We start from the raw sequence: 12,584 nt of genomic DNA, 5'->3' as shown, positions 1-12,584 counted from the left end.
TTCGCGCATGGAATCCGAGCCGGGCGAGCCCGGGCCGAGCGAGCGGGTGTCGCGCAAGGACATGATCCGCAACCCACGGGGCAGGTACGCCAAAGGCGTCGTGCGACGCCAGCAGATCCTCGACGTCGCGCTGGAGGTGTTCGCGACGCTCGGCGAAAAGGGCGCCCTGCTCAAGGAGGTCGCCGAACGCATGGGCATGTCCCAGGCCGGCGTCCTCCACTACTTCGGCTCGCGCGAAGGCCTGTTGCTGTGGGTGCTGGCCGAACGCGGCCGGGTGGTCGCCGACGACGTCCTCAAGGTCCGCTACGGCAACCCCCTCACCCCGCTGGGCGAGATGCTCCGCCGCAACGCCGAAGTCCCGGGCCTGGTACGCCTGCACGTGAGCATGGCCGCCGCGGCCGGCTACCCCGAACACCCCGCCCACGACTTCTTCGACGTCCGCAACACGGACATCGGCGGCGCGCTGCGCAACGGCCTCGCCAAACTCGAACGGCAGGGCCGCATACGCCCCGGCGTCGACCTGGACGCCGTCGTCGCCCTCGCCCTCGCGGCCGTGGACGGCGTCCAGCACCAGTGGCTGATCGACCCGTCCGTGGACATGGGCGGCGTCATCGACACGATCGTCTCGCTGGTCGTGGTCGACGCACCGCCGCCGGCCGAGGCCGAGGCCGGGAACGAGGACGAAGGCCAGGCCGGGGACCAGGACGAGGAAGACGCAGCGTCCTCCTAAGCGCCTCCACCCCCGGTGATCGTTCCCCGGAGCTCCCGGCCCCTGCGAGAATCGCATCCGCTGTGCAGCGGCGGGTCGTTCGGCGGGCGGGGGTACGGGTGGAGGCACTGCAGGACGGCGACCCGCGGCAGGCGGGCCCGTACCGGCTCACGCACCGGCTGGGCGGCGGCGGCATGGGCCAGGTGTTCCTGGGGAGTTCGCCGGGCGGCAGGCCGGTCGCCGTCAAGATGATCCGCCCGGACCTGGCCCGGGAGCCCGACTTCAGGCGCCGGTTCGCCCGCGAGGTCGGTGCGGCGCGCAAGGTGGGCGGCTTCTACACGGCGCAGGTCGTCGGCGCCGACCCCGACGGGAACCCGCCGTGGATGGCGACCGCGTACATCCCCGGCCCCTCGCTGTCCGAGGCGGTCGCCTGCCACGGGCCGCTGCGCGAGGACGGGCTCCGGATCCTGGGCGCGGGCGTCGCCGAGGGCCTGGCCGCCGTGCACGGGTGCGGGCTCGTCCACCGCGACCTCAAGCCGGGCAACGTGATCCTCGCCGACGACGGCCCGCGCGTCATCGACTTCGGCATCGCCCGCGCGCTCGACGCCTCGACCAGCACGAAGGTCATCGGCACGCCCGGCTTCATGTCGCCCGAGCAGATCCGCAACGGCCCCGTCGGCACGGCGAGCGACGTGTTCTGCCTCGGCGCGGTCCTGGTGTACGCCGCCACCGGGTCCGGCCCGTTCGGCGCGGGCCGCCCGGACGTCGTGCTCTACCGCATCGTCCACGAGGAGCCCGACCTCCGCCTGCTCGGCGGCCTGCCGTACGACCTCGTCGGCCTGCTCTCCGCCTGCCTCGCCAAGGACCCTGCGGCCCGGCCCCCGCTCGACGTCGTCCTCGAACGCCTGGCCGCGCCGCCCGTCCCGCTCGGCACCCCCGGGCACGGGCTCGCCGCGAGCGATCTGGGCCTCGTCCCCGGCGACCCGCGCGTCCTGGGCGACCGTCAGCTGGTGCTCGAGTACCTGAGCGGCCGGATGACGTACGAGGAGCAGCCGTGGATGTTCGACGACGACGTCCTGATGTTCGCCGTGGCCCGGTTGTGGCGCGCGGACCGGCGGTGGGTCGTCGCGCAGGTCGCGTCCGGGGTCTGGCCCGAGAGTCTGCGCCGTTCCGTGGCGGTCCAGACGATGGACGGCGAGTTCATCGTCCGGACGGAGTACTACCTCGGCAAGCCGCGTCACGAATCGGCCGCGGACCGCCGTGGCGGACCGCCGGTGCACGGGGCGGCCACCGGTCCCGTGCCCGCACCGCCGCCGACCACCCCGCGCGCGCCCGGACCGGTGCTGCACTATGCGGCCGCCTCTCACCGCGGCCTCCTCGCCGACGTCAACCAGGACTGCGGCTACGCGGGCCCGCACCTGCTGGCGGTGGCCGACGGCGGCGCGGGGCGGCGCGCGGGCAACATCGCGGCGGCCGAAGTGGTGGCCTGCCTCGTCGACTTGGACGGCGTTCCCTCGTCCGCCCCGTTGACGTCGCTGCATGAGGCCGCGGCACGAGCCGACCGACGGCTGCGCGAGCTGGCGTCCTCCGCCACCGGCCTGGACGGGCTGGGCACCACACTCACCGCCATGTACTGCACCGGCGGGCGCGCCGCGCTGCTCCACATCGGCGACTCCCGCGCCTACCTGCTCCGCGACGACGAGCTGTTCCAGATCACCCGTGACCACACCGCGGTGCAGCGCCTGCTCGACGAAGGACGGATCACCGACGATGAGGCCGCCGTGCACCCCGAACGCTCCATCGTCACACGCCTGTTGACGGGCGACGGCCGAGCCGAGCCGGACGTGGCCCTCCGCGAGATCCGACCCGGCGACCGGTACCTGTTCTGCACCGACGGCGTCTCCGACCTGGTCGGCCCGGAAAGGCTTTACGGCTGCCTCGCCACCCGGATGTCGCCCGCGGACTCGGTTGCCGAACTGATCCAACTGGCCCTGCGGGCGGGCGGCCCAGACAACGCCACCTGCGTCGTGGCCGATGTCGTCGCCCCCGACGATCAGGCCGCGCGCGGCTTCGCCGGCGTGCCGGTCGTCGTCGGCGCGGCCGACCGGGGCTGACCCGGTCGAGGGCTATGCCGGACGGTCTCCCGTGATCGTCGTACGTTCCAGGTCCCGGCTGTGGAGGTAGGGCACCGCCGCGTCCAGGACGTGCTCGTCGTCGGCGGCGTCCGCCCAGTTCGGGTAGTACGTCTCGCGCGGCGGCGCGCTCTGCCTGAGGCCTCGTTCGTCCAGCCATGTCGCCAACGCCGCGAACGCCCCGACGACCGTGGTGTATTCGGCTTGCCCCTTGGTGAGTTCGATGTACGCCTGCCGGTGCGCGGCCTCCAACCGCACGCCGATCCGCCCGGCGGGCTCGATCGCGTTGGCCGTCGGGGCGCACACCTCGACCGGGCCGTCGCCGTCCTCGTCGACCACGCCGTGGTAGACGGCGAACACCGGCCCCGACAGGCACGCGCCCGCCGCCCGCAGATGCGCGAACAACCGCTGCGAGGCCTCACCGAGGAACTCCGCGAGGCCGTCGGCCGTCACGTGCGCCTGCGTGAACACCACCTTCCGCTCCGGGACTTCGCGCTCGGCGATCACGAACACCGGCTCTCCCCCGCCCTTCAACCCGCTCTGGATCCGCCCGGCGAGCAGCCGCCGCGCCCGGTACTCCTGGTCCCGGGTCCGCCAGTACCCGGCAACCAGGTCCGCCGCCGCCTCACCGTCCGCGGCCAGCACCGGCCCGATGAGCGCCAGGGGCATGCCGATCGCCCGGAGCAGCGTGATCAGCCGCGCCTGCGCCACCTGCTCGGGCCGGTAGTGGCGGACGCGCGTACGGGGATCCACGTACGCGGGGACGAGCAGGCCCTTGTCCGCGTACAGCCGCAGCGCCTTGAGACTGAGCCGGCTGCGGGCGGCGAACTCCCCGATGACCACAAGATCTCGCATGGCGTCATCGTGGCGCCTCCCCCAGGGGCAGCGGCAACCCCGACCCCGACGACGGGAAGGACACGGGCACGCCCAAGCGGCGCGGTGTCAGCGGCCGGGGTCGGAGGGGGACCGCAGAGCCGGGAGGATCGTCGCCACCAGGACCTCGGGGGCGCGGTCCGCCGTGAGGCGTTCGTTGTTGACGTCGTCGGCGGCGGCGTGCATCAGGCTGTAGACGGTGGTCAGCAGCCAGTCCGTCGGCAGGTCGGTGCGGAAGTCGCCTTCCTCGCGGCCGCGTTCGACGAGGCGCTCGACGTGGACCATGGCCCGGTGGTGGTGCTGCCGCATCTGCGCCGCGGGCAGTTCGTGCTGGGCGACCGCGAAGAGGCGGCGGTGCCGGTCGAGGACGTGCCAGGAGGTGCGGATGAGCCGGTCCAGCGCTTCGGCCGCGCTCCCCCGCTCGGGCTGCGCCGCCTCGATGGCGGCCGCGGCCTCGGTCACCGCGCGTTCGAGCACCGCGCCCAGGAGTGCCTCGCGGGACGGGAAGTGCGCGTACAGGGTGACGCGTCCGACGCCGGCGGTGCGGGCGAGTTCGGCCATGCTCAGCCCGGGGTCCCCGGCCAGGCCGGCCTGGGCGGCGTCGATGATCGCCTCGATGCTGCGTTCGGCGTCGGCCCGGCGCCGGGGGCCCGAGGAACCCGCGCCGCCGCCTGTACGTGTGTTGGTGCCTGCCACAGTCGTCCACCCTAGGGGCCGGGCCGCGCGGGCCCGGCACCCCGTCCGCCGGGTCAGTGCGCGAACATCGGCCGGTCGGTCTCCGGCGGCAGTCCGCCCGGGAGCAGGACGGCCGCGCCGATCGCCACCACACCGGCCGCGACGGCCGCGGCGGTGAAGGCCGTTCCTATGCCGTCCGCCGACATCCGCGCCGCCCCGACGGCGTCCAGGCTGGACGCCGCTATCGACGACATGACCGCGATCCCGAGCGTGCCGCCCAGCTCGTGCCCGGTGTTCACGAGGCCGGACGCCGCGCCCGCGTCGTGCGGCCCGACGTACGCCAGCGCCGTCGTCGTCGCCGCCACGAACGCCGCGCCGAGCCCGACGCCCGCGAGCACGAAGCCCGGCAGCACGTGCGCCCACGCGCTCCCGCCCTGCGGCAGGCGGCTCAGCCACAGGGCGCCGCCTCCCGCGAGCACGAAGCCGGTGACCGCGGCGGGTCGGCCGCCGTGCCGGGCCACGACGTGCATGCCGAGGTGCGAGCCGAGGCCGATGGCGACCGCGACGGGCAGGAACACCAGGCCGGTGTGCAGCGCGTCGAGGCCTAGCGTGCGCTGCATGTACTGCGACGCCAGGAAGAAGAAGGACAGCAGCAGGCCGGACGCGGCCAGCATGACCGCGTTGCCGGACAGCACCGCCCGCCGCCCCTGTTCCGGCAGCCGGACGAGCGGCTCCGCGGCACGGCGCTCGATCACGACGAACAACGCGGCCGCCGCGGCCCCGGCGCCGAACGCCGCGAGAGTCAGCCCGTCTCCCCAGCCGTCGTCGCCCGCGCGCACCAGCGCGTAGATCAGCGCCCCGACCGCGCCCGTGGCCGCCAGCGCGCCGGGGACGTCTATACGCCCGCCGCCGCGCCCGGAGCCGCCGTCGACCAGCACGGGCACGGCCACCGCCAGGGCGACGCCGACCGGCACGTTCACGAAGAACGCCCACTCCCAGCCGGGCCCGTCCGTGAACACGCCGCCGAGCAGCACGCCGACGGCCGCCCCCGCACCGCCGAGCGCGGCCCACACGCCGAGCGCCTTGTTGCGCTCGGGGCCGTGGAACGTCGTCGTCAGGATCGAGAGTGCGGCGGGCGAGAGCATCGCCGCGCCGACGCCCTGCAACGCCCGGGCGGTGATCAGGGCCTCGGGCCCGTCGGCGAGCCCCGACCCGAGCGACGCGGCCGTGAAGACGACCAGGCCGACGACGAACACGTTCCGGCGCCCGTACACGTCGGCCATCCGCCCGCCCAAGAGCATCAGCCCGCCGAAGCACAGCGTGTACGCCGTGACCACCCACGTCGACGCGGCCCGGCCGAGGCCGAGCTCGCGGCCCATGACCGGCAGCGCGACGTTCACCACGGTCACGTCGAGGATCACCATGAACTGCGCGAGGCACAGCGCCGCGAGCACCCACCACCGGCGTGCGGCCGATCCGGTCGAGGCCTCCGAGGGGCCGTGACCGTGGTCGTCGGCCTGCTCGTGCCCGTGGGCTGCGCCGGGCCGCCGTTCCCCGGTCGAGGCGTGCGTGTGCACCACTACCCCCAAGAAGTCGAACACCACTGTTCGCTTTAGCGTACGACGGCATCCGCGAAATGTCGAACAGTGGTGTTCGGGTTACTCCTCGGGCGGGCGCTCCGCGACCCAGCGGAGCAGCAGTGCCTCCTCGTCCGGCGTCAGAGGCACCTCCAGCACCCGCAGCCAGTCCGCGAATTCACCGTCACGCAGCGGCCGGTACTCGGTCGGCGCGCCCGGCTGCCGCACGGCGACCGTGGCGTGGGTGACGGTGACGTGCCGGTCCGGGAGGTGGCGGGTGAGCATGAGCGTGCGGCGGAAGATCGAATCCGGGAAAGTGGCGGTGAAGTGGTTCCCCATCACGATGTCGACGGGGATCACGGGCAGTTCGTCCGTCGTGTGCATCATCATCCAGCCGCCGTCGCGCCAGCGGCGCATCTCCCAGGCGCCGTAGTCGTTGCGGTCGACGCGGTACTCCCAGCCCAGGTAGTCGTCGCTCGCGCCGTCCTCGAGCGCGATCGGGCGCAGCAGGCTCATCCCGAAGCCGACGTCGCACAGCAGCCGTCCGTCGAGGTTCACCTCGACGACCATGTGGGTGCGGCCCGCCTGGCTGCCGTCCGCCGGGTCGCCGACCCGGCCCAGGTGGCGGCGCACGTCGTACCCGAGCCGCTCCAGCGCCGCGGAGAAGATCGTCGAGTGCTCGAAGCAGTAGCCGCCTCGACCTCGGCCGACGAACTTCTGCTGCACGGTCTTGAGGTCCACGCCCGGGGGCCGGTCGAGCACCACGTCGATGTTGTCGAAGGTGAAGGTGCGCACGTGCGCTTCGTGCAGTTCGTCCAACGCCTTGCGGCTCGGTTCGCGGGCGGGCAGCCCGAGGCGGGCCAGGTATCCGTCGAGGTCGAGCTCGTCGACCTGCCAAAGATCGTTCGTCACGGCAGGAGTCAACCAGTCCCTGCGCCGCGGTCATCCCGGCGCGCGTGACGAGTTCCGCCCGGGGACGGTCGGCGGCGGTCGGCGGCGGTCGGCGGCACCACGACCCGTCGTGGGCCGGTCGTACCGCCGTCAGACGGCCACCTTCGCGTCCAGGTCGACCGCGCGGTTCGCGGCCCACGGCGAGGTCGCGCACTGCTTCGGCGACGCGCCCGCGAGTTCGCGGAAGTCGCGGCTCAGGTGGGCCTGGTCGTAGAAGCCGCAGGCGGCCGAGACCTCGGCGAGGCCGGCGGCGCCCGGCCGGGACAGCATGGACAGCGCCTGCTGGAAGCGGGCCACGCGCGCGACGGCCTTCGGGGTCAGGCCGACCTGCTGGGTGAAGCGGCGCAGCAGGTGCTTGTGGCTCCAGCCGACCTCGTCCGCGATCTTCGCGATGGGGGCGGCGCCCGGCGCGGTCGTGATCAGCCGCCACGCGTGGGCGACCTGCGGGGCCGCCGCCGGGCCCTCGTCGACGCGGGCGAGGAGGGCGTTGTCCAGGAGGTCGAAGCGGCGCGTCCAGTCGCGGGTGGCGGCGAGGCGTTCGGCGAGTTCGTCGGCTTCGCGGCCGAGCACGTCGCGGAGTTCGACGACGCTGTTGGACAGTTCGGACAGCGGCATCGCGAGCAGGCGGTACGCGCCGAGCGGTGTGAGCTCCACGCGCAGCGCGTCGTGGTCTCCGGGGTGCTCGCACACGCCGGGGCTGTCCTCGAGGCCGCTGAAGAGCGATCCGATCGGTCGCGTGCGCGGCTGCGGGTCGCGTAAGCGGGCGAAGCGGGTGTAGGGCGGGCCGAAGTTGACGATGAGCGCGACGCGTCCGGTGGGGACGAGCCGGACGGCGTAGTGGGAACGGGGGCCGCCCACGTACGCGGCGCGCTCGTGGACGTACGGCTCCAGTACGGGGTGAAGGGGTCGGGTGACCCGCCACAGCGGCCCGACCCGGATCACGCTGAAGTCCCGGCCGGGACGGGGGCGATCGGGCACGGCCGCGGAGTCTAATCGCGGGATTGGAACAGGTTCTAGTCCCAGGTGGCGGAGCGGGCGCGTTTTGGACATCGGGAAGCCGCGTCCGACCGGGGCATCCCGGGTCGGCCCCACCTTTGCCGGACCGGCGCCCGCCGGTGTTGAGCAGCGGGTTCGGCGTGCCGTTCGGGACGGTGGTGAGCTTGCCCGCGGACGCGTCCGCTTTCGTCCACGCCTCAAGGGTGGCCGACGACGCCCCGCCGGTGGCCTTGTACAGCGCTGCGACGCCGGCCGTGTACGGGACGGGGTGGCCGTTCCGTGGGCGACGCCCGGCGCGGCGCTAGCCTGGGGGCGTGAGCAGCACTCCCCCGTCCGGTTCCGCCGCGTTGGACCGCCTCCACCGCTGGGAGGACGCGGGCGGGGTGTGGCGGCTGCTGGCCGTCACGAACAGCGGCGCGAGCGTCGCGCTCTACCGCTGCGACGGCGGCGAGGAGGTCGAGCGCGTCGGCTCGGCCGACCCGGAGTTCCTCGCGTACCTGGCGGACCGGCCCCGCAGCGACACCTGAGCGTCCTCGGCGAAGTGCCGGTCCGGCCACGCGACCTCGGCCTAAGCTGTCCCGGTGACCTCACCGTTTGCGGTTTCCGGGAACGAACAACGGTTTGTCGACGCGGCGCGCGACCTCGCGCCGGGCTTCGCGGCCAGAGCGCACGAGCACGACGCCGAGGCCACCGTGCCGGTCGGCAACCTGACGGCGCTGCACGAGGCGGGCCTCGATATGGCCGCGATGCCGGAGGAGCGGGGCGGGTCGGGCCTCTCGTACCAGGCGCTCGGGGAGATCTTCCGGGTCGTCGGCAAGGCGTGCCCGTCGACCGCGTGCGTCTGGATGATGCACCTCGGCGCGGCCCAGGCGCTCGTGTCCTACGGGCCGCCGGTCTACGCGGAAGCGCTGCGTGCCGGAAAGCGGTTCGCGAACGCGCTGTCCGAGCCCACCGGCGGCAACCTGTTCCTCATGCCGCTCCAGCGCGCCGAGCCGGCGGACGGCGGGCACGTCCTCGACGGCGCGAAGCGGTTCGTGTCCGGCTGTGAGATCGCCGACCACTTCCTGGTCAACGCCCTGCTCGACGACGGCCCGGCGTTCTTCGGCGTGTCCCGCGACGACAGTGTCGAGATGGTGCCGATCTGGGACTCGATGGGCCTGCGCGGCACCCGCAGCCAACTCGTGCACTTCCGCAAGACCTTGCTGCGCAGCGACAACCGGTGCCGGATCACCGACCCGCTGGCGCCGAACATCATCGCGCTCGGGCTGCCCTGGCTGTCCATCGGCATCGCCGAGGCCACCCTGGACGCGCTGACCGACCACGCGCGCAGCCGCGTCGTGCCGAGTACCGGCCGGCCCGTCGGCGACATGCAGTGGGTCCACTTCGACGCCGCCGACGCCCACGTCAAGCTCCTGGCCGCGCGCACCCTCGCCGAACGCGCCATGTGGCTGGCCGACCACGGCGACCCCGGCACGCTCCCGGCCGCGGTCGAAGCCAAGCTCTACGCGAACCAAGTGGCCAAGGACATCGCCGAGTTCGCCCTGCGGGTCGGCGGCGGCTCCGGCTACCTGCGCACCTCCCCCATCCAACGCCACTTCCGCGACGCGCAGGCCGGGGCGCTCATGGCGTTCTCGACCGAGGTCTGCCGCGACATGATCGGCAGGCAGCTCATGGGCACCGTGGAGGCGTAGCGCTGGACGGGGGTTCCCGGCCCGGCGTCAGCTCGCCAACGTGTGTTCCTGACCTGAGGGTTCGTCGGCCTCCGACACTCCCGCGAGGGCTTCGAGTTCGGCGACCGCGAGGTCCGTCCGCGTCTCGGCGGCGATCTCGTCCGCCATCCGCTGCGCGGCCTGCCGGAAGGTCGGGTCGTTCAAGACGCGTTCGACCGCGCGGGCGATGGCGCGGGCGGAGCTCTTCTTGCCCACGGTGACCCCGGCGCCCGTCGTTTCGACGTGATGGGCCACCTCGACCTGGTCGCGGCCGAGCGGCACGCAGACCAGGGGGACACCGGCCGCCAGGGACTTGACCGTCGTCCCGTGGCCGGCGTGGGTGACGGTCACCGCGGCGTGCCGCAACGCGATGTTGTGCGGCGCGGAGGCGGTGACCAGCACGTTGTCGGGCGCGCGTACCGCCGCCGGGTCGACGGCCGGGCCGGTGGTCAGCAACCCGCGTACCGGCAGCGTGCCGAGGGCTTCCGCGATCCGTTCCAACAGCGCGTGCTGGTCCATGAACGACGAGCTCAGGCCGACCAGAACCAGCGGTGCGTCACCTTCGGGCAGCGTCAACTCCCCTGCCCAGGAAGGGTCGTCGAGCCGCGGCCCGACGTGGCGTACGACGTCGGGGAAGAGCCTGGCGGGGTAGTCGAACGCGCGCGGGGACAGCACCAGCGTCCGGTCGACGCGCTCGAACGCCTCGAAGCCGGAGGCCAGCGGCGGCAGGCCGTTCGCGACACGGGCGGCGTTGAGGGGCGGCAGTCCCTTCTTCCACGGCATGGCGGCCAGTCGGAGCATGAGCCGGTCGCGGAGGCGCCCCGCCGCGCCCTTCGCGGGGGCGAGTCCGGCGCCGGGAACGGGCGCGCCCGGTGTGGGAAGCGGGTACAGGGTCGTCACGAGCGAAGCCTGCGGTATGCCGGCCGCCTCGCCGGCGGTGAACGCGCCGAGCAGCATGTGCTCGGCGACGAGCACGTCGGTTGGACGGGCCCGCAACTCGGCCAGCGTGTCCCGTGCGTAGTCGGCGGCGGGGCCGCAGACGATGCGGTCGCGGAGCCGGGCGAAGGCGCCGATGGGTGTTCGGGCCTCGAAGTCCTTGATGACGTCCTTGGCCGGATCACTCGGGTCACCCTGCGGCGCGGTGGTCCAAGCGATCGCCTCCAGTCCCGCGGCGGCGATCTCGTCGTGCAGCGAGGTGTCGGCCAACACCCGGACCCCGTGGCCGCGTTCGCGCAGCGCCCGGGCGACCGAGAGCACGGGCGGCACGGCTCCGCCGCCGGCCCACGTGGCGAAGAGGAAGTTCTTAGGCATCGTGCCCCCTCCGAGGGTCGATCGAGGTCAGCAGGTCGCGCATCGCCCGCTCGGCGTCCTCACGCGACAGGCCCAGGTCGCGCCGCCACAGCTTCCACAGATAGAGGTCCGTCGCGGCGTAGTGCAGGTTGAGCGCGTGCTCACGCTCCGGCCCCGTTTCGGGGAGCCGGTCGGCGAACACCTTTTCCAGCCAGGCCCGATGCAGCCCACGCGCATGAGCGGCGGCCCGCCCGGCGACGGGGATCCGGTCCATCTGCGCGATCCAGAGCGCGTTGGCGTCCCCGTGCTGCTCGTAGTCCGCGAACAGCACCGCGACGATCGCCTCCACGTCCCCGACCGGCGCCTGCCGGGCCAGCTCCGTCTGAGAAGCCATCAGATCGGCGGCGGCCTCGGCGAGTCCGTCCTTGCCGCCGAAGTGGTTGACGACCGTCTGCACCGACACGCCCGCCTGGTCCGCGACGTGCTGCAACGTGACGTCGTCGTACCACCGCTGCGCCCAGAGCACGAGCGCCGCCTCCAGGACCCGCATCCGCGTGACCTCGATGGCGGCGGCACGCGCACCCATGCGGTACGGACGCCGACTCTCACTTTCCATGGAGTCATGTCTATATTCAATTGATGCAACGGTCAAACGAAAGAACAGCCGGTGGTGATACGCCTCCGGCCGGCCGCTTCCGCCTGATCGCCGACCATCCCGCGTCTGAGTTCCTCAGGCCGGGTCGGCTCCCGTGGACAGGGCGGGCGCGGGGCGGTGCTTGGCGAGCCAGGTCTGGGCGTAGGCGACGGCGTCCGCGAGGGGGAACAGGTGGGCCTCGGCGCCGCCGACCGTGCCTTGGACGACGGGGTGGTCCCGGGCGAAGTCGGCGCCCAGGTCGGCGAATCCGTCCTCGTTGATCGCGGTGTCGCGCACCTGCGTCCAGCGGCGTCCCTCGGGGGTCATGGCGGCGAACGCGTTGTCGGTCTGCGGGGCGTCGATCCGGTACTCGGCCAGGTGGAACGCGGTGCACGAACCGAACCCCGCACCGAGCAGCAGGACCAGCGCGCCGGACTCCTCCAGCCGGGCCAGCGGGCTCCGCTCGCCAAGCCGGCAGTCCAGGGCGTGCCCGTCGGTGATCACCGACGCGCGCGGGCCGACGGCGGCGAACGAGGTCTGCGGATGTGCGCTGCGCACCGCGCCGGGCCAGGTGCGGAGCGTCTCGGGGACGACACCGACGCCGTACGCGGGGGTGGTACGCCGGTCGTAGGCCGGCATCGACGACCGGATCTCCTCCCACCAGGCCTCGGGCACCGGCGGGTTGCCCCACGCGGCGGGATCGGAGTTGTTGCCGGAATGCGTCGGCATCACCAGCGTTCCCTCGGCGCCCAGCACGTCCAAGAGCGCCTGCACGACGGCGACCGGGCCACCGCACACCCACCCGAAGGCGCTTAACGAGGTGTGCACCAGCACCGTCTGGCACCGCCGCACACCGAGAGCGTCCAGGTCCCGGGCGAGCGTCTCGCGCGTGCAGAGCGGTCCGGACTGAGGAGTCGTCGACATGACCAGTCAGTATGGTCGCCGTCGCGTCCCTCCAACGGAACATCCGTCAAGACGGCGGCTGTTGGACATCGCTGCCGGCAATCTCGCACAGGCCGCTACCGCCCGCAGGGGTGG

The 12,584-nt window shown here is 73.3% G+C and carries 12 protein-coding genes; 4 read left to right on the top strand and 8 right to left on the bottom strand.

What is annotated here, in order from left to right:
* Window positions 1-7: 7 nt before the first annotated feature.
* Both QI554_RS00470 and QI554_RS00465 read left to right on the top strand, forming a co-directional pair.
* Entirely contained in the window at window positions 8-730 is a 723-nt protein-coding gene (locus QI554_RS00470; RefSeq protein WP_281464505.1) for a TetR/AcrR family transcriptional regulator, read from the top strand.
* Window positions 731-828: 98 nt separating this feature from the next.
* Window positions 829-2,823 carry a protein kinase domain-containing protein gene (locus tag QI554_RS00465; protein ID WP_281464503.1) on the top strand — a complete coding sequence of 665 codons (1,995 nt, stop codon included), beginning with the start codon at window positions 829-831 and terminating at the stop codon, window positions 2,821-2,823.
* Between the two features lie 12 nt (window positions 2,824-2,835).
* Here the strand turns inward: QI554_RS00465 and QI554_RS00460 are convergent, their stop codons facing one another.
* From QI554_RS00460 to QI554_RS00440, 5 genes are all read right to left on the bottom strand, one after another.
* Entirely contained in the window at window positions 2,836-3,696 is an 861-nt protein-coding gene (locus tag QI554_RS00460; protein WP_281464501.1) for a MerR family transcriptional regulator, read from the bottom strand.
* Window positions 3,697-3,783: 87 nt separating this feature from the next.
* Window positions 3,784-4,410, bottom strand: coding sequence for a TetR/AcrR family transcriptional regulator (locus QI554_RS00455; protein ID WP_281464499.1), 627 nt, complete (start codon window positions 4,408-4,410; stop codon window positions 3,784-3,786).
* A gap of 53 nt (window positions 4,411-4,463) precedes the next feature.
* Window positions 4,464-5,990, bottom strand: a complete 1,527-nt coding sequence (locus QI554_RS00450; RefSeq protein ID WP_281464497.1) for an MFS transporter — start codon at window positions 5,988-5,990, stop codon at window positions 4,464-4,466.
* A gap of 57 nt (window positions 5,991-6,047) precedes the next feature.
* The gene (locus tag QI554_RS00445; RefSeq protein ID WP_281464495.1) at window positions 6,048-6,878 is read right to left on the bottom strand and encodes an arylamine N-acetyltransferase family protein; all 831 of its coding nucleotides are present in this window, start codon (window positions 6,876-6,878) and stop codon (window positions 6,048-6,050) included.
* A 129-nt stretch (window positions 6,879-7,007) separates the two neighbouring features.
* A complete protein-coding gene (locus QI554_RS00440) occupies window positions 7,008-7,895 on the bottom strand; it encodes an AraC family transcriptional regulator (RefSeq protein ID WP_281464492.1) in 888 nt (295 codons plus the stop codon).
* Between the two features lie 332 nt (window positions 7,896-8,227).
* On the opposite strand from QI554_RS00440, the gene QI554_RS00435 reads away from it, so the two are divergent.
* Complete coding sequence (locus QI554_RS00435; RefSeq protein WP_281464490.1) at window positions 8,228-8,440, top strand: hypothetical protein; 213 nt, start codon at window positions 8,228-8,230, stop codon at window positions 8,438-8,440.
* A 54-nt stretch (window positions 8,441-8,494) separates the two neighbouring features.
* A complete protein-coding gene (locus QI554_RS00430; protein ID WP_281464488.1) occupies window positions 8,495-9,604 on the top strand; it encodes an acyl-CoA dehydrogenase family protein in 1,110 nt (369 codons plus the stop codon).
* A gap of 27 nt (window positions 9,605-9,631) precedes the next feature.
* On the opposite strand, the gene QI554_RS00425 is transcribed toward QI554_RS00430, so the two are convergent.
* From QI554_RS00425 to QI554_RS00415, 3 genes are all read right to left on the bottom strand, one after another.
* Window positions 9,632-10,933: a glycosyltransferase gene (locus QI554_RS00425; RefSeq protein WP_281464485.1), complete on the bottom strand. Its 1,302-nt coding sequence runs from the start codon at window positions 10,931-10,933 to the stop codon at window positions 9,632-9,634.
* On the bottom strand, window positions 10,926-11,528 hold the full coding sequence (locus tag QI554_RS00420) for a TetR/AcrR family transcriptional regulator (protein ID WP_281464483.1): 603 nt from the start codon (window positions 11,526-11,528) through the stop codon (window positions 10,926-10,928). The genes QI554_RS00425 and QI554_RS00420 overlap by 8 nt, the downstream gene beginning before the upstream one ends.
* Window positions 11,529-11,642: 114 nt before the next feature.
* Entirely contained in the window at window positions 11,643-12,470 is an 828-nt protein-coding gene (locus QI554_RS00415) for an AAC(3) family N-acetyltransferase (protein WP_281464481.1), read from the bottom strand.
* Window positions 12,471-12,584 lie beyond the last annotated feature (114 nt).

This window comes from Yinghuangia seranimata (assembly GCF_029953285.1).
In the GTDB taxonomy this organism is placed as follows: Bacteria; Actinomycetota; Actinomycetes; order Streptomycetales; family Streptomycetaceae; genus Yinghuangia; species Yinghuangia seranimata.
This window is presented reverse-complemented; position numbering and strand designations above follow the sequence as displayed.